The 22999-nt window shown below is 62.0% G+C and carries 21 protein-coding genes and 1 pseudogene; 7 read left to right on the top strand and 15 right to left on the bottom strand.

Annotated features, from left to right (window positions below):
• Positions 1-73 precede the first annotated feature (73 nt).
• From rbsB to rbsD, 4 genes are read right to left on the bottom strand one after another with little or no spacing between them, the layout of a single operon-like run.
• Positions 74-949 (bottom strand): ribose ABC transporter substrate-binding protein RbsB, encoded by an 876-nt coding sequence (gene rbsB, locus ACEUCR_RS01585; protein WP_041992448.1) that lies wholly within the window; start codon positions 947-949, stop codon positions 74-76.
• A 43-nt stretch (positions 950-992) separates the two neighbouring features.
• Positions 993-1958, bottom strand: a complete 966-nt coding sequence (gene rbsC, locus ACEUCR_RS01580; protein WP_392441142.1) for a ribose ABC transporter permease — start codon at positions 1956-1958, stop codon at positions 993-995.
• Complete coding sequence (gene rbsA / locus ACEUCR_RS01575) at positions 1955-3520, bottom strand: ribose ABC transporter ATP-binding protein RbsA (RefSeq protein ID WP_408787662.1); 1566 nt, start codon at positions 3518-3520, stop codon at positions 1955-1957. Before rbsA ends, rbsC begins: the two co-directional genes overlap by 4 nt.
• A gap of 19 nt (positions 3521-3539) precedes the next feature.
• Positions 3540-3959, bottom strand: a complete 420-nt coding sequence (gene rbsD, locus ACEUCR_RS01570; RefSeq protein WP_111872751.1) for a D-ribose pyranase — start codon at positions 3957-3959, stop codon at positions 3540-3542.
• A gap of 548 nt (positions 3960-4507) precedes the next feature.
• Here rbsD and ACEUCR_RS01565 point away from each other — a divergent pair.
• Both ACEUCR_RS01565 and ACEUCR_RS01560 read left to right on the top strand, forming a co-directional pair.
• Positions 4508-5245: a DUF2189 domain-containing protein gene (locus ACEUCR_RS01565; protein WP_408789012.1), complete on the top strand. Its 738-nt coding sequence runs from the start codon at positions 4508-4510 to the stop codon at positions 5243-5245.
• Positions 5246-5254: 9 nt separating this feature from the next.
• A complete protein-coding gene (locus ACEUCR_RS01560) occupies positions 5255-5926 on the top strand; it encodes a DUF2987 domain-containing protein (RefSeq protein WP_408759391.1) in 672 nt (223 codons plus the stop codon).
• Between the two features lie 76 nt (positions 5927-6002).
• Here the strand turns inward: ACEUCR_RS01560 and ttcA are convergent, their stop codons facing one another.
• The 11 genes and pseudogenes from ttcA to ccoN all read right to left on the bottom strand — a co-directional run bounded on the left by ttcA (position 6003) and on the right by ccoN (position 16155).
• Entirely contained in the window at positions 6003-6911 is a 909-nt protein-coding gene (gene ttcA / locus ACEUCR_RS01555; protein WP_041992431.1) for a tRNA 2-thiocytidine(32) synthetase TtcA, read from the bottom strand.
• A 67-nt stretch (positions 6912-6978) separates the two neighbouring features.
• Positions 6979-7926, bottom strand: a complete 948-nt coding sequence (uspE, locus tag ACEUCR_RS01550; RefSeq protein ID WP_041992426.1) for a universal stress protein UspE — start codon at positions 7924-7926, stop codon at positions 6979-6981.
• A 128-nt stretch (positions 7927-8054) separates the two neighbouring features.
• Positions 8055-8807: an FNR family transcription factor gene (locus ACEUCR_RS01545; protein WP_041992423.1), complete on the bottom strand. Its 753-nt coding sequence runs from the start codon at positions 8805-8807 to the stop codon at positions 8055-8057.
• A 69-nt stretch (positions 8808-8876) separates the two neighbouring features.
• Positions 8877-9563, bottom strand: a complete 687-nt coding sequence (locus ACEUCR_RS01540) for a sulfite exporter TauE/SafE family protein (RefSeq protein WP_408759388.1) — start codon at positions 9561-9563, stop codon at positions 8877-8879.
• Positions 9547-9735: a cbb3-type cytochrome oxidase assembly protein CcoS gene (gene ccoS / locus ACEUCR_RS01535; RefSeq protein WP_041992418.1), complete on the bottom strand. Its 189-nt coding sequence runs from the start codon at positions 9733-9735 to the stop codon at positions 9547-9549. Before ccoS ends, ACEUCR_RS01540 begins: the two co-directional genes overlap by 17 nt.
• Before the next feature lie 115 nt (positions 9736-9850).
• Positions 9851-12217 (bottom strand): annotated as a pseudogene (locus ACEUCR_RS01530) (heavy metal translocating P-type ATPase); the annotation flags it as partial.
• A gap of 89 nt (positions 12218-12306) precedes the next feature.
• On the bottom strand, positions 12307-12795 hold the full coding sequence (locus ACEUCR_RS01525; RefSeq protein WP_408759386.1) for a FixH family protein: 489 nt from the start codon (positions 12793-12795) through the stop codon (positions 12307-12309).
• Positions 12796-12921: 126 nt separating this feature from the next.
• Positions 12922-13908, bottom strand: coding sequence for a cytochrome-c oxidase, cbb3-type subunit III (ccoP, locus tag ACEUCR_RS01520; RefSeq protein WP_041992412.1), 987 nt, complete (start codon positions 13906-13908; stop codon positions 12922-12924).
• Positions 13908-14087 (bottom strand): cbb3-type cytochrome oxidase subunit 3, encoded by a 180-nt coding sequence (locus tag ACEUCR_RS01515; protein ID WP_041992409.1) that lies wholly within the window; start codon positions 14085-14087, stop codon positions 13908-13910. The genes ccoP and ACEUCR_RS01515 overlap by 1 nt, the downstream gene beginning before the upstream one ends.
• An 11-nt stretch (positions 14088-14098) precedes the next feature.
• Positions 14099-14713: a cytochrome-c oxidase, cbb3-type subunit II gene (ccoO, locus tag ACEUCR_RS01510; RefSeq protein ID WP_408787658.1), complete on the bottom strand. Its 615-nt coding sequence runs from the start codon at positions 14711-14713 to the stop codon at positions 14099-14101.
• A 17-nt stretch (positions 14714-14730) separates the two neighbouring features.
• Entirely contained in the window at positions 14731-16155 is a 1425-nt protein-coding gene (ccoN, locus tag ACEUCR_RS01505) for a cytochrome-c oxidase, cbb3-type subunit I (protein ID WP_041992403.1), read from the bottom strand.
• 289 nt (positions 16156-16444) lie between these two features.
• On the opposite strand from ccoN, the gene ACEUCR_RS01500 reads away from it, so the two are divergent.
• From ACEUCR_RS01500 to pepN, 5 genes are all read left to right on the top strand, one after another.
• Entirely contained in the window at positions 16445-16906 is a 462-nt protein-coding gene (locus ACEUCR_RS01500) for a hypothetical protein (protein WP_408787655.1), read from the top strand.
• An 83-nt stretch (positions 16907-16989) separates the two neighbouring features.
• Complete coding sequence (locus ACEUCR_RS01495; RefSeq protein WP_111872745.1) at positions 16990-17448, top strand: GAF domain-containing protein; 459 nt, start codon at positions 16990-16992, stop codon at positions 17446-17448.
• Positions 17449-17550: 102 nt separating this feature from the next.
• Positions 17551-18195 (top strand): RNA chaperone ProQ, encoded by a 645-nt coding sequence (proQ, locus tag ACEUCR_RS01490; RefSeq protein WP_408787652.1) that lies wholly within the window; start codon positions 17551-17553, stop codon positions 18193-18195.
• Between the two features lie 8 nt (positions 18196-18203).
• Positions 18204-20216: a carboxy terminal-processing peptidase gene (prc, locus tag ACEUCR_RS01485; RefSeq protein WP_041992391.1), complete on the top strand. Its 2013-nt coding sequence runs from the start codon at positions 18204-18206 to the stop codon at positions 20214-20216.
• 136 nt (positions 20217-20352) lie between these two features.
• The gene (gene pepN / locus ACEUCR_RS01480; protein WP_408787649.1) at positions 20353-22977 is read left to right on the top strand and encodes an aminopeptidase N; all 2625 of its coding nucleotides are present in this window, start codon (positions 20353-20355) and stop codon (positions 22975-22977) included.
• Positions 22978-22999: the final 22 nt, after the last annotated feature.

Raw genomic sequence — 22999 nt, 5'->3', positions numbered from 1 at the left:
CCTGGTCTGGGTGGGCCCAGGCCAGGCGGCACTGGCAGAAAAAGGCAGGGGGAGGCGCACCTCCCCCTATGGTTTACTGGCTGACCACTTGCAGCGGCACCGGGATGGACTGCTCCACCGGCTGACCCTTGAGCACCTTGTCGGCGGTTTCGATACCGATGGCACCGATCAGCGCAGGTTGCTGGGCGATGGTGGCGGCCAGTTTGCCACGGGCCACGGCGGCTTTGCCATCGTCGGTGCCATCGAAGCCCACTATCATCACCTCTTTGCCGGCCGCCTGCACGGCGCGGATGGCCCCCAGCGCCATCTCGTCGTTCTGGGCGAACACCGCCTGTACCCCGCCGTGGGCGGCCAGCAGGTTCTCCATGACGTTCAACCCCTTGGTGCGGTCAAAATCGGCGGGCTGGGAGGCCAGCACCTCGAACTGGTGCGCCTTCACCGCCAGGGCGAAGCCCTCGCCGCGATCCCGGGCGGCGGAGGTACCGGCGATCCCTTCGAGCTGGATCACCTTGGCGCCCTTGCCCAGTTTCTCGGCGATGAAGTCGCCAGCCAGCTTGCCGCCAGCCACGTTGTCGGAGGCGATGTGAGCCTTGACCTCACCCTGGGCCGCGCCGCGGTCCAGGGTCAGCACCGGAATGCTCGCCTTGTTGGCCAGGCGGATGGCGTTGCCCACGGCGTCGGAGTCGGTGGGGTTGATCAGGATGGCACTCACCTTGCGTACGGTGAGATCTTCCACGTTGGCAAGCTCCTTGGCCGGGTCATTCTGGGAGTCCAGCACCACCAGCTCGTAGCCCAGCTCCTTGGCTTTGGCTTCGGCACCCTCCTTCATGGTGACGAAGAAGGGGTTGTTGAGGGTGGAGACCACCATGGCCAGGGAGTGATCGGCGGCCTGGGCGGTGCCCAGCACGGACATGATGGCGGCGGCGAGCAGGGTATTGAGCTTTTTCATCGTTTCATTCCTTGTGCTTTGTTATGGGTGAGCGTGGTTGTCGTTATTTGCTTTTGTTGTCGATCATCACGGCGAGCAAAATGACGCTGGCCTTGGCGATCATCTGGTAATAGGAGCTGACGTCGAGCAGGTTGAGGGCATTGTTGAGGAAGCCGATGATGAGGGCACCGATGAGGGTCCCCATGATGCGGCCCTTGCCCCCCATCAGGCTGGTGCCTCCAAGCACCACGGCGGCGATGGCATCCAGCTCGTATCCCATGCCGGCGGTCGGCTGGGCCGAAGAGAGGCGGGAGGTGACGATGAGCCCGGCCAGTGCCGACAGCATGCCGCACAGACCGTAGACCGCGAGCTTGACCCGGTCCACATTGATGCCGGAGAGGCGGGTGGCGGATTCGTTGCCGCCGAGGGCATAGATGTAGCGACCCAGGCGAGTGTGGTTGAGCAGGTACCAGGCCAGCAGGAAGACGATGGCCATCAGCCAGATGGGGACCGGCAGACCCAGCAGGTAGCCGGTGCCGAGCCAGGCGAAGTGATCGGATCCTTCGCTAAAACCGGTGGAGATGGGGCGCCCCTCGGTGTAGACCATGGTGACGCCGCGCAGGGCGGTCATGGTCACCAGGGTGGCGATGAAGGCTTGCACCTTGCCCTTGGCGATGATGAGGCCGCTGATGCCGCCGAGCAGGGCGCCGGCCCCCAGGGTGAGGGGGATGACCAGAGCGATGGGCAGCTCCATGGCCACCATGGTGGCGGCCAGGGCGCCGCACAGGGCCAGCACGGAGCCCACCGACAGATCGATGCCGGCCGTCAGAATAACGAGCGTCATGCCCACCGCCATGATGGCGTTGACCGAGGTCTGCCGCAGTATGTTGAGCAGGTTGTCGGCGGTGAAGAAGTTGGGACTCAGGAAGGAGACCACGCCGATCAGCACCAGCAGGGCCACCAGGGACTTGTTCTCGATCCACCATGCCTTGCTCATGACGCCGCGGCGGGGAAGGGTTTGGGTTGTCATTGTGCTGCCTCTTGCTCTGCTTGCCACTGTTTACCCACGGCCGCCGCCATCAGTTTCTCCTGATTGGCGTCCCGGGTATTGAACTCGGCGCTGATGCGCCCTTCGTGCATCACCAGGATGCGGTCACTCATGCCGAGCACTTCCGGCATCTCGGAGGAGACCAGGATGATGCTCATCCCCTCCTTCTTGAACTGGTTGATGAGCTGGTAGATCTCCTTCTTGGCGCCGACGTCGACGCCGCGGGTCGGCTCGTCCAGGATCAGCACCTTGGGCCGGGTCAGCAGCCCCTTGGCGATGGCCACCTTCTGCTGGTTGCCGCCGGAGAGCAGCTTGATGAGCTGATCCTGACTCGGGGTCTTGATGTTGAACAGACGCACATAATCCCCCACCGCCTGGCGCTCGGCCTTGCCGTCAATCTTGCCGTGAGTGATGAACTCGCCGAGGGCGCACAGGCTCATGTTTTCGCGCACCGAGAGCTCCAGCACCAGGCCATCTCCCTTGCGATCCTCGGAGATATAGGCGATGCCCGCGGCCAGACCGTCGGCCGGGGTGCGCGGCACCAGTACCTTGCCATCGACCTCGACAGCGCCGCTGCTGATGGGGCTGGCGCCGTAGATGAGCTTCATCAGCTCGGTGCGGCCGGATCCCATCAGGCCGCTGAAGCCGAGGATCTCCCCCTGACGCAGGGAGAAGCTCACCCCGCGCACGCCGGGGCCGGCCAGCTCTTTCACCTGCAGGCTGACGGGGCCGAGCTCGCGCGCCAGGCGCGGGTACTGCTCCTCCAGCCGGCGGCCCACCATCATCTCGATGATCCTGTCTTCATCCAGCTCCCTCACCGCCTGTTCGCCAATCCACTTGCCGTCCCGCAGCACTGTGACCCGGTCGCAGATCTCGAAGATCTCCTTCAAGCGGTGGGAGATGTAGACGATGCCGCAGCCCTGCTCGCGCAGTTCGCGAATGACGGTGAAGAGCTGCTCTGTCTCTGTGTCGGTCAGCGCATCGGTGGGCTCGTCCATGATGATGACGCTGGCATCGAACGACAGCGCCTTGGCGATCTCCACCATCTGCTGCTCGCCAATCGACAAGTCCCCGAGCCGGGTATCCGGGCCATGTCTGACGCCGAGGCGTGCCAGCAGGGTGCTTGCCCGCTCGCGCAACTGCTTGTGATCTATGTTGCCAAAGCGGGTGCGCGGCTCGCGGCCCAGGAAGATGTTGGCGGCAATGGAGAGCTCGGGCAGCAGATTCAGCTCCTGATGGATGATGCTGATCCCCTGATCCTGGGAGTCGCGGGGCCCCTTGAAGTGCACCGGCTGACCGCGATAGCTGATGGTGCCCGCATCGGCCTGATAGATGCCAGTCAGCACCTTCATCAGGGTGGACTTGCCGGCGCCGTTTTCGCCGAGCAGGGCCATCACCTGGCCCGGGTAGACCTTGAGGCCCGCTTCGTCGAGGGCGCGCACCCCGGGGAAGGTCTTGACGATCCCACTGAGCGCCAGAATGGGCGAGGGGAGCGTATTGGCGCCCCCGGCAAGGTGCGGCATGGGTGAGGAGGTTATGCTCATTGGCAGCTTCCTTGAAGGCTTAGAACGCCACACCGGCGCAGAGAATGAGGTTGGCGTAGGGGGTCACCTCGCCGCTGCGCACTATGGCCTTGCTCTGGTGGGAGCGGGTCTTGAACGCCTCGTGCAGGCAGTATTCGATGGCGATGGGCTTGCCCTGTGCCGCTGCGTGCTCCTCAATCTGCGCCACCAGCGCCTGATGGGCATCGGGGCTGATCAGTTTGATCTCGCTTGCCATGATCACCTTCTCCACCACCAGATCGGTGAGCAGGGCGGTCAACACGGTTTCAAGGCTCGGCGTGCCCGCCATCAGGGCGAGATCGATGCGCTCGGGGCCGGCCGGGATGGGCAGGCCCGCGTCGCAGACGGTGATCTCGTCGGTGTGGCCCATCCGTGCCACCAGGGCACTCAGGGGGGCGTTGAGCAGCTTGCCTCGTTTCATACTTCTCTCTCCTGGCGCTTCGGCGAAGGGAGCTGGATCCCGCTGACGGGGGATGCAGCCACTTCATCCTGGCCGATGACATGATGAGCAACCGGTTACGCAACCGGTTGCGTATGCCGTGAACCATAGGCGCAAGGGCCCCCAAGATCCATGCCCAGGTGACGAAAGTGTGAAAACGATCTCAGCTTGAGCCCCACATTGGTGCGGTCGGGGCAAGACGTGGGGTCAATCAAGCCCCTGGGCGCACCGGACTTGCCGGGCAGCGGCGATGGCCCTCATTGCCGGGGTTGCCATGGCTCACCGCTTGCCTCGGGGGAAAGCATGGGGTGATGGCGCGCAGAAGAGCGGTGCCTGTGGGACGAGCAGCCATACAGCCTGGGGCCTGTGCGCAGAATCCGGGGTCCTTTTGGTCGCCATGCCATGAATTTAAAGACTTTTTACCCTATTGGCCCCAGGCAAAAAGACTGGGTTTCCCCCCTCGAACCGCTATAATGCGCCCCTTGTTATTTCTCTTTCACCTGGGCGTGGGCAATTTAGTGAGCAACAGAATGCGGATAGGCGGCTCCCTCGAGGAGTCCCTGAGCAAGGGGTATCGGCTCGATGTAAGGGCCATCTTGCAGGAGAGCTGGCAACAGACGCGCAGCAACGGCTTCGGCCTGTTGTTTGCCATCATGGGGGTCATGGCGATCTGGATCCTGCTCAGCAATGTGCTGCTCGCTCCCTTGCTCAGCAGCGAGGAGGGGGTGGACAGCGCCATGTTCGTCAGCCTGCTGCTGACGGTGGCCATGGCCCCCATGAGTTCGGCCCTGGACATGCTGGGGCTGGCCCAGGCCATCGGGCTGCGGGCCCGGGCCAGTCAGGTCTTTGATTTCTTCCGCCACTTCCTGCGCCTGGGGACCCTGAGCCTGCTCGGCAGCCTGCTGACCAGCCTGTTTGGTCCCCTGTTCGCCCTGTTGGGTCTGCCCGTGGTGCTCGCCTTCATCCCCTCCGCCCTGGTGGGCATGGGGCTGGTGTTTACCGTGCCCCTGGTGCTGGAGCGGGGCCTGAGCCCGGCCCAGGCCATCCTGGTCTCGCTGCGGGTCTTTGCCCGGGGCTGGCCCTCCCTGGTGCTGCTGCACGGCATACTGCTGGGGCTCTGCCTGCTGGCCATGATCCCCATGGGACTGGGGCTGATCTGGGTTGCCCCCCTCTACTTCAACTGCAAGGGGATCCTCTATCGGGATCTGTGCGGCATCGCGGTGGAGGTCAGCGAAGGGCCGACGACACCGGATCATTTCAATGCATAAGGATGTGACATGACGCTCTGGTACAAACCCCTGATCCTGGCCGGCGCCCTGCTGCCGGGGGCCCTGATGGCGCAGCCCCTTGCCCTGGATTACGGCACCTTCTACGGACACATGAAGACCCAGGCGAAGGGCGATTTCGGCCGGGCCCGACTCGGCTTCTATCTGATGGATCCCGAGAAGGGGGAGCCGTGTCTGGCCCAGTCGGCGCGCATTCACAGCGACAACCGGGACAGGCCCGCCGTCGTGGCCGAGGATGGGGGGCTGATCCTGCCCTTTGACGAGCAGGTCTATCTGGACAAGGGCAAGGTGCTGCTGGAGATGGCGGACCGCCATGGCCGTTGCGATCTCTCGGTGCAGGTGATGGCCGAGCTCGCGCAAGCTGAGGATGGGGCGGTGACGGTGTCGGATCTGCTGGGGGCCCAGGCAGAGATGCAGGCCCTGCTCGACAAGATGGCGGGCATGATAGGCAAGCATTTTCTCCCGGACCAGGCCGGAGTGCGGCTCTCCCTCACGCCTGCGTCCGGTCATGCCTACCTGCGCAAGGGGGCGCAGCAGCTGACACTGCCCTGGCAAGGGGGCAGCCTGACCATCGACAATCAGCAGCTGGCCGACTTCGAGGGGGGGACCCTGGTGGTGGCGGGGCGACTGGTGCGCCTGACTCCCTGGCTGCACAAGGGGTGAACCCTGCTCGCCAGCCCGGCGGGTGCCAGATCAAAAAAGGAGCGCAGCGCGCTCCTTTTTCATGGCGAAGGCGTCATCAGCGCACTTCGATCACGTCCAGCATGTCCATCTCGTCGATGTCGAGCAGGGGGGCTTTTGGCAGCTCGGGGGGATCGAACGCCTTGTCGCCACCGTCAATGATGCCGGAATCCCGGTTGATGCTCTTGAAATCGAACAGCTGGTGATCGAGCAGGTGGCTCGGCACCACGTCCTGAATGGCGGTGAACATTGTTTCGATACGGCCCGGGAAGCGGCGATCCCAGTCCTGCATCATCTGCTTGATGGCCTTGCGCTGCAGGTTCTCCTGGGAGCCGCACAGGTTGCAGGGGATGATGGGGAAAGCCTTGACCTCGGCATAGCGGGCCAGATCCTTCTCCTTGCAGTAGGCGAGCGGGCGGATCACCACGTTCTTGCCATCGTCGCTCACCAGCTTGGGGGGCATGGATTTGAGCTTGCCGCCATAGAACATGTTGAGGAACAGGGTCTCGAGGATGTCGTCCCTGTGGTGGCCAAGGGCTATCTTGGTGCAGCCCAGCTCCTGGGCGCGGCGGTAGAGGATGCCGCGACGCAGCCGTGAGCAGAGGGCGCAGGTGGTCTTGCCTTCGGGGACCTTCTCCTTGACGATGGCATAGGTATCTTCCTCGACGACCTCGAAGGGAACACCCAGCTCGCTCAGGTAAGCGGGCAAGACGTGCTCGGGGAAGCCCGGCTGCTTCTGATCCAGGTTGACGGCGATGAGATCGAAGTGGATGGGGGCACTGGCCTGCAGGCTCAGCAGTATGTCGAGCATACCGTAGCTGTCCTTGCCACCGGAGAGGCAGACCATCACCTTGTCACCCTCTTCAATCATGTTGAAGTCGGCGATGGCCTGACCTACGTTGCGCCGAAGGCGCTTTTGCAGCTTGTTGAAACTGTATTTTTCTTTGGCGTTCAGCTCTTGCACCATGACCTCAAACCCGGGACAAAAATAAGCGGCTTATTATAGCCATGTCCCGGGGGAGGGCAAGGCGCCGTTACGGTTCCGTCGACTTGGCCTCGACGGGACACTGATAGTCGGCCGGTTTGAGGATCAGGATGTCGCAGGGCAGGCGGTCTATCACCTGCTCGGCCGTGTTGCCAAGCAGGGCCGCTGAGAGCCCGGTGCGCCCGACGCTGCCCATGATCATCAGGCTTGCCTTGAGCTCGTCGGCCAGATCCGGCAACACCTCCTCCGGCAGGCCTTCGGCAACCCGGGTCCAGAGCGGATTGATCTGGTAGCGCTCGGCATGGCTGAGCAGCAGGGATTCATGATGCTTGCGGATCGCCTCGTTGTAGGCGTGGGGATCAAACTCGGGCAACTCGATGGCCACATTGACCGGTGTGCCCGGGAAGGTATTGACCAGATAGAGGCTGGCACCGAGCAGATCGGCCACCCCCAGCCCCTCTTCCGTGATGCGATCGTTGAGCCCTTGCTGCTCCTTGTCGTCGCTCGAGCAGTTGATGGCGGCGATGATATTGCCACCGCGCTGCCAGTGCCCTTCCTTGACCAGCAAGACGGGGCAGGGGCATTTTCGCAGCAGGTGCCAATCCGTGGGGGTGAAGATGAAGGTCTGCAGGAAGTTGTGATGGTGGGTCGCCTTGACCACCAGATCATGCTTGCCGTTGATCACCTCCTGAATGACGGACTCGAAGGGACGGCTGTGCCAGACGACCTTGACCTCGCACTGCATGCCCCTGGCACGATAGGGGGTGAGGATCTCGTCCAGCCACTCCCGGCGCTGGCTGATGACGCCGGCGCGCATCTCGTCCCGCTCGTCGCTCGAGAGCATGGCGGTCATCTCGTACGAGAAGTCGTAGATGGTGAGCAACAGGGTAAGCACTGCGTCTGTTTCCAGCTCGGCCACCTTGACTGCACGCTCGAGGGCGATTTGGCGCTCTTGCTCCGGGTTAATGACCACCAGGATTTTTCGGTAGTTGACCATGTGCTCCTCCTTGGACAAAAGACCAATGATGACAGGCCTTTAGCCTTTACAGCTTAGCGCAGGAGCAGAGGGAATGACGTGGGCCGGATCAAATTATTGGGCAAGGGATCCGGCCCCGGAGGGAGGTGTCAGGCGCAGGGACGGGTGATGCCGGCCATGGCGGAGAGGGCGGCCTGATCGAGCACGGTAATGTATTTGCCCTTGACCCCGATGAGGCCCGATTTCTGGAAGCGACCCAGCAGACGGCTGATGGTCTCGACGGTGAGCCCCAGATAGTTGCCTATGTCGCCCCGGGTCATGGAGAGACGGAACTCCTTGGCGGAGAAGCCGCGATCGCTGAACCGCTGGGAGAGGTTGCTGAGAAATGCGGCCAGACGTTCCTCGGCATTTTTCTTGGAAAGCAGCAGGATCATCTCCTGATCCCCCATGATCTCGTTGCTCATCAGCCGCATGATCTGCTGGCGCAACTTGGGCATCTTGCCGGAGAGCTCGTCGAGCACATCGAACGGGATCTCGCACACCATGGCGGTCTCCAGCGCCTGGGCGAAGGAGGGGTGGCTGTGCTTGTTGATGGCATCGAAGCCGACCAGATCGCCAGCCAGGTGGAAGGCGGTGATCTGCTCGTCACCCTGTTCGGTGATGGTATAAGACTTGATGGTGCCGGAACGGATGGCGTAGAGGGATTTCAACTCATCGCCCGCCTTGAACAGCTCTTCGCCTTTCTGGATCGGCTTCTTGCGCTCTATGATGCTGTCGAGCTGATCCAGCTCGCTGTCATTGAGGCTGAAGGGGATGCAGAGCTGGCTGATGCTGCAATCCTGGCAATGAATTGCACAGCCACCGCTCTGAATACGTCTGCCAGGTTTCTTGTCCGGGATCATAGGCTCATTTGGAATAATTGATTTATATCAAACAAGTCTACCATCAACCCATCCGTTTTGGATAGGGTTTCAAAGGGATGCAAATCCCACCACCAGGGTATGCAGACCGTAAACAATCAGCAGCAGAGCCCCCGCCAGACGCAGGCTGCGCAGGGTGAGCCAGTAACGCAGTCTGTCGGCCAGACCGCCGAGGGCAAACAGGGTCGGCAGGGTGCCGAGACCAAAGCAAAGCATGATGAGGGCCCCCTTGCCGGCCGAGCCCGCCGCCGCGCTCCAGGTCAGCATGGAGTAGACCAGCCCGCAGGGAAGCCAGCCCCACACCATGCCAAAGGGGAGGGCCTGCCAGGGCGCGTCGAGAGGCAGGCACTTGCCTGCCAGGGGCTGGATATGGGGCCAGACTCTGGCCCCCAGCCGCTCCAGCAGCAATATTCCCTGCCACCAGCCGGCCAGATAGAGGCCCAGGGCTATCATCAGCAGGGCCGCGAGGAGGCGAAGGCCGGCGATGGCGTGCTTGCCCGCTCCCAGTTCTCCCGTGGTGGCCAGCAGCCCCCCCACCAGGGCGCCGGCCAGTACGTAACTCAAGATCCGCCCCAGGTTGTAGTACAGGAGGTAGCCAAGGCGTCCCCAGAAGTGTTGCCTTGCTGGCGGAATGGCCATGGAGAGAGCGGCGGAAACGCCGCCGCACATGCCGATGCAGTGGCCGGCCCCGGCCAATCCCACCAGCAGGGCGCCTAGCAGATCAAGGTTGCCGATCATCTTTGCTGTCCTTGTCTCCTTGCCTTGGGGCGTCATCTTCATCGAACAGTATGTTGGAGCCCTGCCTGTCGAGATCCTCGAACTGCTCCGAGCGTATGGCCCAGAAGAAGACGACGGCGGCGATGATCACAAACAGGATGGCGATGGGGATCAGGACGAAGATGATGTTCATGGCACTGGCCTTGTGGTGAAGAGGGTCATGATAGCCCGGCGAGCGGCGGATGCCCGTTTCCTGTTGCCGGAGGCTCGCCAGCCTGGGCCGCCCCGGATGCTCGAGTGATGGTATCCCGGTTCAAGCGCATGGAGTTGGTGACGACGATGAGGGAGCTCAGGGACATGCCGGCCGCCGCCAGATAGGGGGGCAGCCAGCCGCTGGCCGCGAGTGGCAGCACCAGCAGGTTGTAGCCGATGGACCAGGCGAAGTTCTCCTTGATGATCCTGCGGGTGCGCAGGGCCAGGGTGCGTGCCTCCAGCAGGCGGGCTAGGTTGTCGCCCAGCAGGATGGCGTCGGCGCTGTTCTTGGCCAGATCCGTGCCGCCTGCCATGGCAAAGGAGGCATGGGCCCCCGCCAGCACGGGGGCGTCATTGATGCCATCCCCCACCATGATGCTGATATCCCCGGCCGCCTCCCGGGTCTTGAGGTACGCCAGCTTGCCATCCGGAGTGGCGCCTTTTATCAGCTCGTCCACCCCGAGGGTGCGGGCAATCTCGTCGGCCTGGGCCGAGCCATCCCCGGTGAGTATGGTGGTCTTGAGACCGGCGGCCTTGAAGGCGTCGATCAGGGCGTGGGCGTCGGGGCGCAGGCGGTCTTCCAGCTGGAAGCGGGCGAGGGGGCCATGCTCCCCCGAGAGATAGACGGTCAGGCCGGGAGTGTCATCGGGAGCGATGCCGAGCCAGGCGGCGCTGCCGAGGCGATAGGGGTGACCTGCGACCGTGCCCCTGATGCCATGGCCGATGACCGGCTGGATATCGTGCACGGCCAGACCCACTTCGCCGGGGGCACGAAAGGCACGGGCGATGGGATGCTCGGACTGGGATTCCAGCGCCCGGGCAATGGCGAGACACTGGGCTTCTTCCATGTCCCCCAGCAGCTGGATGGCGCCGAGCTGGATCTCCCCCGTGGTGAGGGTGCCGGTCTTGTCCATCACCACCCGGTTGCTCCGGGTCAGGATGTCGAGCACATGGCCCCGGCGCAGCAGTATGCCGCTGCGGGTGAGGTGGGCGGTGGCCGAGGTGAGGGCGGTCGGAGTGGCGAGGGACAAGGCGCAGGGGCAGGTGGCGACCAGCACCGCCAGGGTGACCCAGAAGGCCTGCTCCGGCTGATGGAAGTGCCAGAAAGTCCAGACGGCGGCGGCGATGATGAGCAGCACCAGGATGAAGTGGCGCGACAGGGTATCGGCCAGCTCGGCGATGGCGGGCTTGTCGGCGAGGGCCTCATCCTGCATGCGCATGATCTGGGCGATGCGCGAGTGGGCGACGGGCTGGTTGACCCGCACCAGCAGCGGTGCATCCGTGTTGATGGTTCCGGCGTAGACGGCGTCGCCCTCTCCCTTGATCAGCGGCAGCTGCTCCCCGGTCAGCATGGCCTCGTTGAGGCTGGCTCGCCCCTGCATGATGATGCCGTCCGCGGGCAGGGTGGCCCCGGCCAGTACCCGGACCTTGTCCCCCACCTTGAGGGTCTTGGCGGCCACCTCGTGCTCTCCTTGCTCATCGACCAGGGTCGCCATGATGGGCACCTGCCGCGCCAGGTTGGAGCTGGACTCCGACGCCTTGCGCCGGGCGCGCAACTCGAGAAAGCGCCCCAGCAGCAGGAAGAAGACGAACATGGTGATGGAGTCGTAATAGACCTCACCCGTGTTGAAGACGGTCGCCCAGATGGAGGCGGCGAAGGCGCCGAGCAGTGCCAGCGACACCGACACATCCATCGATAGCTGGCCCTGGCGCAGGCTGCGCCAGGCCCCCGCGTAAAATGGCTGGGCCGAGTAGATCATGATGGGAGTGGAGAGCAGCAGGCTTATCCACTTGAAGTAGATCATGAACTCCTCCTCGACGCTGATGAAGAGATCCATGTAAAGCGCCACGGCGCACATCATCACCTGCATGGAGCCGAGCCCCGCCAGGGCGAGCCGGAACATGTAGCGGCGCACCTCGCGGGCGTAGAGGGCCTCCTGTTGATGGGTCTGGAAGGGGTAGGCCCGGTAGCCGATGCGGGCGAACCCCTTGAGGATCTCGCTCAAGGAGAGCAGGGCCGGATCCCACTTGATGCGGGCCCTGTGGGTGGTGGTGTTGACCACTATGTAGCGCAGACCGGGCAGGGTGGTGAGGTGGCGTTCGATGAGCCAGGCGCAGGCGGCGCAGGTGAGCCCCTCCACGCTGAGCTGGATCTCCCGCAGGGCGCCGGTGTCGGTGACGAACTCCTGCTGCACATCGGCCAGATCATAGTGGGAGAGGGCGGCCAGCTCGGCGGGGATCATCTCCCCCTTGGCGCCCGGGGCGGTGCGGTGTTCGTAGTAGCTGGAGAGGCCGCACTCCATGATGGTCTGGGCGACCGCCTGGCAGCCTGGGCAGCACATTGGCCTGAGTATCCCTTTGATCTCAAACGCATACTGGCTGTTGGCCAGCACCGGCTCGCCACAGTGAAAACAGCCGGACATGGCATGTCCCTCCTTGGGGGGGAGCCCGTGAACGGGGCATGATGGTAATAATGTGGCCGGCCGCAAGCAGAGCGCCGGTCGTCCTGGGGTCAACGCCCCTTGGGATCGAGCTCCACCGGCTCGGCCAGGGGGAAATGCACCGTCTCTTGCAGACGCCATTCGTGGTCAAAGGCATCGACCCGAATGTGCCACTTGCCGCTGAGGGGTTGATCCAGATGGAGGCGATAGGTGCCGCTGGCATCGCTGGTCAGCAGATGCTCGCTGTCACGTCCGGCCAGTGTGGGGTGGAACAGGGAGAGGCGCAGCGCCTGGTTGGGCACCATATCTCCGCTCACCGGCTTGAGGGTCAGTACCTGATCCTGCTGCTGGAGTGCGATGCGGATATGGAGCGCCTCGGCACGGTCAAACTTGCTGAGATCCTGATTGATCTCCTTGCCCTGCTTGTAATAGTCCTCCGCCACCAGATTGACCCCATCCTTGCTGGCAATGATGGCGGTGACGATGGCGGCGACGACGACGGTGGCGGGGAGGGCGATGAGAAACCAGGGCCAGAATTGGCGATACCAGGGTTGAGTCATGGTGCTACTACCGTGAAACCTATGATTAACGAAAATGAGAAATCAGCGCGACACAAGATAACAAAAAGCCTCGAAGAGTCGAGGCTTTTTGCTGAGTAATCACGTGTTTATCACATGTTACTGCTGTTATTGTGCCGCTTCTGCGCCATGGGAGAGGCTGTACACATAGGCGGCGAGCAGGTGAACCTTGTCTTCGCCCAGAATGTCCTTCCAGGCGGGCATCACGCCGTGACGACCATGGGTGATGGTCTCCTCGACGACCTGACGGGAGCCACCGTACAACCAGGTGGTGTTGGTCAGATCCGGCGCACCGACGGCGATGCCGCCCTTGGCATCCGGGCCGTGACAGGCGGCGCACACCGCAAAGCGTGCTTCCCCTTTCTTCGCTTCCACCATGTCGACCTTGCGGCCGGACAGGCTCAGCACATGGGCCGCCACTTCCTTGACCCCATCCTTGCCCAGCACCTCACCCCAGGCGGCCATCACCCCCTGGCGGCCGTTCATGATGGTGGTCTTGATCTGATCCGGTTGACCGCCCCATTGCCATTCGGCATCGGTCAGGTTCGGGAAACCGCGTCCACCGCGGGCATCCGAACCATGACACTGGGCACAGTTCTGCAGGAACAGACGCTGACCTACCTTGCGCGCCTCGCTGTCGGCGGCAATCTGCTCGATGGCCTTGTAGCTCTTGCCATCGGCCTGATAGGTGAGCTCCTTGAACTTGGCACCATAGACCTGGTCGGCCTTGGCCAGCTCGCGGTCATACTCGGGGGCGCTGCCCTCTTGCCTGGCGGCCTCGATGGCTGCCTTGCCTTCTGCCAGGGAGCGGATGTCCTGGTGGGAGCTCTGCCAGCCCAGCAGGCCCTTGAAGTTGCCAAGGCCCGGGAAGGCGAGCAGGTAGAGCAGACCAATCACTATCATGAAGAGGAACATGTAGCTCCACCACTTGGGCAGCGGATTGTTGATCTCCTCGATGCCGTCGAAGGAGTGGCCCATGGATTGGCCCTCTTCGACACCCATCTTGTCCTTGCGGCACCACATGAGCAGCAGGAAGCAGCCCACTATGGTACCCAGTGACACCAAGGTCACAAAAATGCTTAACAGAGTGCTCATTATTGCTTCGCTCCTGCGTTCTTGTTATCAGCACTGGGTTGCTCGTCATCGGCAAAAACCAGGTTGGCGGCCTCGTCAAAGGAGGCCTTGCGGCGCTTGCTATAGGCCCAGGCGATGATGCCGAACATCATCAGCATCAGCAGCAGGGTATAGAGTCCGCGAAAGGTGCCGTAATCCATCTCCCGACTCCTTATTTCAGGGCATGACCCAGTGATTGCAGATAGGCGACCAGGGCATCGAGCTCGCTCTTGCCTTTCACTGCCGCCTCGGCACCCTGGATGTCTTCATTCGTGTAGGGCACGCCGAAGTGATCCCGGAACAGTGCCAGCTTCTTGCCGGTCAGCTCGCCGCTCAGGATGTTGGTCTCGAGCCAGGGGAAGCTGGGCATGTTGGACTCGGGCACCACGTCGCGCGGGTTGATCAGGTGAGCGCGGTGCCAGTCATCGGAATAGCGGCCGCCGACCCGGGCCAGATCCGGACCGGTACGCTTGGAACCCCACAGGAAGGGGTGTTCCCACACGCTCTCACCGGCGACCGAGTAATGGCCGTAACGCTCGGTCTCGGCTCGGAACGGGCGGATCATCTGGCTGTGGCAGACGGTGCAGCCCTCGCGGATATAGATGTCACGCCCTTCCATCTGCAGGGCGGTGTAGGCCTTGAGGCCCTCCACCGGCTCGTTGGTCTGCTTCTGGAAGAACAGCGGCGTGATCTCGACCAGGCCCCCCAGGCTGATGGCGAAAATGATGCCAATCACCAGCATGGGGACGCTTTTTTCAAAGATTTCGTGACGATTATTGTTGCTCATGCTTTAACCCCTTCAGATCAGGCTGGCTGTGCGACGGGTTCGAGGGAACCCTTGGGCGCAGTGATGGTGCGATAGCTGTTGTAGGCCATCAGCAGCATGCCGGTGACGAAGAAGCAGCCACCCAGGAAGCGCACGAAGTAGAAGGGATAGGAGGCCTGCAAGGCTTCCACGAAGCTGTAGGTCAGGGTGCCGTCGTCGTTGACCGCACGCCACATCAGACCCTGCATCACGCCGGAAATCCACATGGCAACGATGTAGAGCACTGTGCCCACGGTCGCCAGCCAGAAGTGGATGTTGATGAGACGCACGCTGTACATCCGGCCCTGATTGAACAGGTTCGGGATCAGATGGTAGACGGCGCCGATGGAGATCATGGCAACCCAGCCCAGGGCACCTGAATGGACGTGACCGATTGTCCAGTCGGTGTAGTGGGAGAGGGCGTTGACCGTCTTGATGGCCATCATGGGGCCTTCGAAGGTGGACATGCCGTAGAACGACAGGGAGACGATCAGGAAGCGCAGTACCGGATCGTAACGCAGTTTGTGCCAGGCGCCGGACAGGGTCATGATGCCGTTGATCATGCCACCCCAGGAGGGGACGAACAGGATCAGGGACATCACCATCCCCAGGGACTGGGCCCAGTCGGGCAGCGCCGTGTAGTGCAGATGGTGCGGGCCGGCCCAGATATAGAGAGAGATCAGCGCCCAGAAGTGCACGATGGAGAGACGGTAGGAGTAGACAGGACGGCCTGCCTGCTTGGGCACGAAGTAGTACATCATCCCCAGGAAGCCGGCGGTGAGCAGGAAGCCGACCGCGTTGTGGCCATACCACCACTGCACCATGGCATCCATGGCGCCCGAGTACATGGAGTAGGATTTCATGCCGCTGACCGGCACTTCCATGTTGTTGACGATGTGCAACACGGCCACCGTGATGATGAAGGCGCCGAAGAACCAGTTCGCCACATAGATGTGGGAAGTGGTGCGCTTCATCAGGGTACCGAAGAAGACGATGGCGTAAGAGACCCAGACCACGGCGATCGCGATGTCGATGGGCCACTCCAGCTCGGCGTACTCCTTGGAGGTGGTGTATCCCATGGGCAGGGAGATGGCGGCGGCGACTATGATGGCCTGCCAGCCCCAGAACACGAAGCCCACCAGGGGACCGCCGAACAGCCGGGTCTGGCAGGTGCGCTGTGCCACGTAGAAGGAGGTCGCCATCAGGGCGCTGCAACCGAAGGCGAAGATGACCGCGTTGGTATGCAGGGGACGCAGGCGGCTGTAGGTCAGCCAGGGGGTATCGAAGTTGAGGGCAGGCCAGATCAATTGGGCTGCGATCAGTACCCCTACCGACATGCCGACAATTCCCCAGACGATAGTCATGATGGTGAACTGACGGACAACCGTGTAGTTGTACTCAGGGTGGTTTGTTGTATGGCTCATCGTTGTATTCCGCTTCCGATGCTGCTGTTGTTTGATTTTTGCCCGGTGGCCGGGACTGACAACTCAATTCATCAGCGACTGCATTTCCAGTTGTTAACGACTGTTAACGAAAGGAAAAGCAAAAAGTAGCTAAATGAAAATTCGATGGGAATGATACTGAAGTGACAGGTAAAATAACAGTATAAACAGTGATATATTTGGCTCCGAGCGCAGGCGCATCGCGCAATTTTTACCATGCGCAAGATCACGAAAATGGCATTTAAAAGCCAGCTTACAAGGTTGTTTTTTAATGAAAGAGAGACTCACTTCACGCAAATTTGCCCATCTGCTCATCGTGTTGACTATTTTGCTCGGATTGATGGCCTATCGGACCTGGTTCGACGGTGTGGACGGGGTGGGAGCGGACGCGAAAAATGATCGGATCTGTGATCTGTCCCACACCCCCTGCCAGATCCTGGTCGGGGGGGCGCCGCTCACTGTGGCCCTGAGCGACCCTCCTCTGCGAGCAGAGCAGGCGTTTCAGATACGCCTTGACGGGGTGGCGCAGGGGCAAGTGCCCAGCAAGAGCTGGCTGGAGGGGCAGGAGATGTTCATGGGGCGCATCCCGGTGTTTTTCGAGCGACAAGGGGAAGGGCAGTGGCTGGCCAGCACCCAGGTCGGGGCCTGCACCAGTCACCGCATGGTGTGGCTGCTGGTCATCGAATGGGACAATGGTGAACGGCAGCAGGTGGCGCTGTCGGTGACCCGTTGAGGGGGGCGGCGCAAATTTAATTTGAATTTTTCAGGCAGGGCGGTACCTTGCACTGGTTATCTGAGAATCAAGACCATTTCATCATGATTGAAAAACAAGCATTTTATCGCACGCTCAACCAGCAGGCCCATGCCTTGCTGGAAGGGGAACCCGACCTCATCGCCAAGTTGGCCAACCTCAGCGCCCTGCTCAACCTGGAGCTGACCGACATCAACTGGGTCGGTTTTTATCTGTTGCAGGGGGAGACACTGGTACTGGGTCCCTTCCAGGGCAAACCCGCCTGCGTGCGCATCCCGGTCGGGCGCGGCGTCTGCGGCACGGCGGTGGCCGAGGGGCAGACCCAGCTCATCGACGATGTGCACCAGTTCGAGGGGCACATCGCCTGCGACGGAGCCAGCAATTCGGAGATTGTGATCCCGCTGCGCCGTGATGGCGTCATCATAGGGGTGCTGGATATCGACAGTCCCGTTTTCAACCGTTTTGACCAGATTGACCGGCTCGGGCTGGAAGAAACGGTCCAAATATTGGAACGCCTGCTGTAAGTTAGGTGCGAGATGGTTCGCAAAAGGTCCCAAGCTCTCTATAATGGGGCCTTTGTTGTGCTCGGGGTTGCCCGTGCGTTTATATGAAAGCCAAGGTTATACATGGAAAACACTGAAAAGCTGAAGAACAGTAAAGAGATCGTTGCCTACCTGGTCGAGAAATTCCCGGCCTGCTTCATCGCTGAAGGAGAGGCTAAGCCACTCAAGATTGGCATCTTCCAGGATCTGGCCGAGCGTCTTGCTGACGATGACAGGGTCTCCAAGACCATGCTGCGTTCCGCCCTGCGTCAATACACTTCCAGCTGGCGTTACCTGCACGGCCTCAAGCCCGGCCAGGCTCGCGTCGATCTCGATGGTAACCCGGGCGATTTGTTGACCGAAGAGCACATCGAGCACGCCAAGCAGGCGCTCAAGGAGAGCAAGGACCGCGTCTTTGCCAACCGTCGCAACAAGGACGACAAGAAAGAGTCCAAGGGCGAGGTGAAGGCCGATGCCGCTGGCAAGCGTGAAGAGAAACCGAAGAAGCCCCGTCGTCCTGCCCCGCGCAAACCGGATGCCGCCGCTGCTGCTCCCAAGCAGTATCGTCAGGCCCAGGCCGGTGAGCTGAAAGTGGAACAAGCCGTCAACGTGGTGCTGGGCAAGTCTCCGGTCCCGGCGACCATCAAGGAAATCACCAAGGATGATGTGCAGGTTCAGCTGCAGACCGGCATGATGCTGCGCGTCAAATTCGAGCATCTGGTTCTCTAAGGAGACAAATGTTGAAGCATGGCGTAATTCGTTTTTCCCTCGTCGCCTGTAGCCTGGCGCTTGCCGGGCTTGCACAGGCCGTCGAGCCGGTGCTCAAGGAAAGTGATTTGCCTGTGTTGGCTCAAGAGAGCCAACATGCTACGGCCAGCAAGCGAATTGCCAATCTGTTTACCCGCTCCCACTACAAGCAGTTCAAGCTGGACGATGCCTTCTCCGAGGTGGTGTTCGATCAGTATCTCGAGAATCTGGACTTCAGCCGCAACCTGTTTTTGGCCTCTGACATCAAGCGGTTCGAAAAATACCGTCATGGCTTCGATACCGATCTCGAGCGGGGCCGTCTGGCGCCCGCTTACGATATGTTCAATCTGAGTCAGCAGCGACGCTATGAGCGGTTCGAATACGCCCTCCAACTGCTCGATACCCCTTTCGATTTCACCCAGCCCGACCAGTATGTCTTCGATCGGGAAGGGGCACCCTGGCCCAGGGATGAAGCCGAGCTCAACGAGCTGTGGCGCCAGCGGGTCAAGTTCGATGCCCTGAGCCTCAAGCTCAGCGGCAAGGAGTGGCCCGAGATCAAGGAGCTGCTCGGCAAGCGTTACAACAACGCCATCAAGCGGATGTCCCAGACCGAGAGCGAGGATGTGTTCCAGCTCTTCATGAACTCCTTCTCGCGCGCCATCGAGCCTCACACCAGCTATCTCTCCCCCCGCAACGCCGATCGCTTCAACACCGAGATGAACCTCTCGCTGGAAGGGATAGGCGCCGTGTTGCAGGCGGAAGATGACTTCACCGTGATCCGCTCCCTGGTGCCGGGTGGCCCCGCCGCCAAGTCCAACCACCTCAAGCCCGATGACAAGATCGTCGGCGTGGGGCAGGAGGATGGCAAGATAGTCGATGTGATCGGCTGGCGCCTGGATGACGTGGTCGAGCTGATCAAGGGGCCCAAGGGCAGCAAGGTGCGCCTCGAGATCCAGCGTGGCAAGGGCGCCAGCGTCAAGACCGAACAGGTCGAGCTGACCCGGGACAAGGTGCGCCTGGAAGACAGGGCGGCCAAGTCCAAGGTGATCAAGACCCAGGGCAAGAAGATTGGGGTGCTCGAGATCCCGAGCTTCTACGTCAACCTCCATGACGACGTCATCAAGGAGCTGGCCAGCCTCAACAAGCAGAAGATCGATGGCCTGGTGGTGGACCTGCGCAGCAACGGCGGCGGTGCCCTCACCGAAGCCTCCGCTCTGAGCGGGCTCTTCTTCGCCAGTGGTCCCGTGGTGCAGATCCGGGATCACATGGGCCGGATCTCGGTCAATGGCGATGACGATGGCCAGGTCTACTACGGCGGGCCCATGTCGGTGCTGATCGACCGTTACAGCGCCTCGGCCTCCGAGATCTTCGCCGCCGCCATGCAGGACTATGGCCGCGCCCTGATCCTGGGGGAAAACTCCTTTGGCAAGGGCACTGTGCAGCAGCATCGCAGCCTGGCCAAGGTGTACGACTTCTACGATCAGCCCCTGGGCCACGTGCAGTACACCATCGCCAAGTTCTACCGCATCAATGGCGGCAGTACCCAGAACAAGGGTGTCGCGCCGGACATCAGCTTCCCGACCCCGGTCACGCCGGAGGAGACGGGGGAGAGCCGTGAGTTCCATGCGCTGCCCTGGGACAAGATTGCCTCGGCGGATTATCAGACCCTGGGCAACTTCACCAGCCTGATCCCCAAGCTGGAGGCGGCGCACCAGGCCAGGATCAAGACGGATCCCGAGTTCGCCTACGTGCTGCAGGACATAGAGGAGTATCGTGCCGAGAAGGACAAGAAATCCCTCTCCCTGAACGAAGCGCAGCGGCGCGCCGAACAGGACAAGCAGGATGCCCTGGCCCTGCAGCGGGCCAACGAACGCCTGGGGCGGATGGGCAAGCCTGCCATCAAGAGCCTGGACGAGTTGCCTGCCGACTTTGAGGCGCCTGATGAGTACCTGCTGGAGTCCGCCAACATCACGGCGGATCTGGTCAAGCTGGCACCCCACTGAGGTGAGGCTCGGCGAGTCATGAACAAAAGGGCGACGCAAGTCGCCCTTTCTCTTGCCTGAATGCAAACCATTTGACCCGGGGTTGGCCTTGTGACAGCCTCGATACGCCCATAACAAGCGTGGAAGCCACATAATAATGACCGATCACTCCCAGGCCATGACGGCCAAATATCGCCAGGATTATCAAGCCCCCCTCTACTGGATAGACAGCCTGGATCTCGATTTCCAGCTGCAGGACCCTCTCTGTCGTGTCACCGCCATCTCCCGCGTGCGTCGCAACGGCGAGCACAATGAGGTACTGGCGCTCGATGGCGAGCATCTCCAGCTGGTGAGCGTCAGCATAGACGGGGTCGCGTGCGAGCAGTACGAGCTGACCGACAACCAGCTGCGACTCAGCAACCTGCCCGCCGAGTGCGTGCTGACCATAGTCACGGATCTGGACGCCGCCGGCAACACGGCGCTGGAAGGACTCTACAAGTCCGGTGATGCCTACTGCACCCAGTGCGAGGCGGAGGGCTTTCGCCGCATCACCTATTACCTGGACAGGCCCGACATCCTGGCCCGTTACAGCACCCGCATCACCGCCGACAAGGCCAGGTATCCCTACCTGCTCTCCAACGGCAACAAGGTCGACAGCGGCGATCTGGACGGTGGCCGCCACTTCGTGCAGTGGCAGGATCCCTTCCCCAAGCCGAGCTACCTGTTCGCCCTGGTGGCCGGTGACTTCGATGTCGAGCGCAGCCACTACACCACCCAGAGCGGCCGCGAGGTGGCCCTCGAGATCTTCGTCGACAAGGGCAACCTGGACCGCGCCGGTTTCGCCATGGAGAGCCTGGTCAACGCCATGCGCTGGGACGAGCAGCGTTTCGGCCTCGAGTATGACCTCGACATCTACATGATCGTCGCGGTGGATTTCTTCAACATGGGCGCCATGGAGAACAAGGGGCTCAACGTCTTCAACTCCAAGTTCGTGCTGGCCAACCCGGCCACCGCCACCGATGGCGACTATCACGGCATCGAGCGGGTCATCGCCCACGAATACTTCCACAACTGGACCGGCAACCGGGTCACCTGTCGCGACTGGTTCCAGTTAAGCCTCAAAGAGGGGCTGACCGTGTTCCGGGATCAGGAGTTCTCCTCGGATCTGGGTTCGCGCGGCGTCAACCGCATCAACAATGTGCGTACCGTGCGCGGCCCGCAGTTTGCCGAAGATGCCGGCCCCATGGCCCACCCCATCCGTCCGGATGTGGTGATAGAGATGAACAACTTCTACACCCTGACCGTCTACGAGAAGGGCGCTGAAGTGATCCGCATGCTGCACACCCTGCTGGGTGAAGATGCCTTCCAGGCCGGTATGCGCCTCTACTTCGAGCGTCACGACGGCTCCGCCGCCACCTGCGATGACTTCGTGCAGGCGATGGAAGATGCCTCGGGTCGGGATCTCGGCCGTTTCCGCCGCTGGTACAGTCAGTCCGGCACCCCGGAGCTCACCGTGACCGACGACTACGATGGCGACAGCGGCGTCTATCGCCTGCACGTACGCCAGCACACGCCGCCGACCCAGGATCAACCGCAGAAACTGCCGCTCCACATCCCCTTCGACATCGAGCTCTATGACGAGCAGGGGGCCGTCATCCCGTTGCAATACCAGGGTCAGGCCATCGGCAATGTGCTCGACGTGCTGGAAGCAGAGCAGACCTTCGTGTTCGATCGGGTGCCGGTGAGGCCTGTGCCCTCCCTGCTGCGGGACTTCAGCGCACCGGTCAAGCTGCATTATGACTACAGCGAGCAAGCCCTGGCCTTCCTGATGCGCCATGCCCGCAACGAGTTCGCCCGCTGGGATGCGGCCCAGATGCTGATCAACAAGGCGGTGTTCGACGGTGTCACCCGGGTGCAGCAAGGGCAGGAGGTTGAACTCTCCGCTACCCTGCTGGCCGCCTTTGTCGCCATCCTGGACGAGGCCAGCCTCGATCCCGCCCTCAAGGCGGAGATCCTGACGCTGCCGGGGGAGGCGACCCTGGCCGAGCTGTTCGAGGTGGTGGACATAGACGCCATCCATCGGGTGCGGGATGCCATTCATACCCGTCTTGCCGAGGCCTTTGGCCCGCGGCTGGCGGCCACCTATGACAGCCTGCGTCTGACCGGTTATCAGGTGGTGCACGCCGACATGGCCAAGCGGGCCCTCAAGGCCGTGGTGCTGGGTTATCTGGCGGCGCTCGATGCAGAACGCGCCGATGCCCTGGTGCGCGAGCAGTACGGGGCGGCCGACAACATGACCGATACCCTGGCGGCGCTGCAGGTGGCCAACAGCCATCTGCTGCCTTGCCGCGCCGCGCTGCTGGCGGACTTTGAAGGCAAATGGGCCCAGGATGGCCTGGTGCTGGACAACTGGCTGCGGCTGGTGGGCGCCAAGCCGGCCGCCGACGTGCTGGATGAGGTGAAACAGGCGATGAGCCATCCCACCTTCAGCATCCGCAACCCGAACCGGTTGCGGGCCCTGGTGGGCAGCTTCGCCATGAACAACCAGGTGCAGTTCCATGCCAGGGACGGGTCCGGGTATCGCTTCCTGACCGATCTGCTGATCGAGCTCAACAGCATCAACCCCCAGGTGGCGTCGCGGCTCATTACCCCGCTTATCCAGTTCAAGCGGCTGGACGAGGCACGCAAGGGGCTGATCCGCGCCGAGCTGGCAAGGTTGCAGGGATTGCCGAGCCTGGCCCGGGATCTCTACGAGAAGGTAAGCAAGGCCCTGGCCCAGTAACCTTGCGCCAATGAAGGGAAAC

The organism is Aeromonas bivalvium (assembly GCF_046078285.1).
Lineage (GTDB): Bacteria > Pseudomonadota > Gammaproteobacteria > Enterobacterales > Aeromonadaceae > Aeromonas > Aeromonas bivalvium.
The sequence above is the reverse complement of the archived record's forward strand: the minus strand, read 5'-3'. Positions and strand labels throughout refer to the sequence as shown.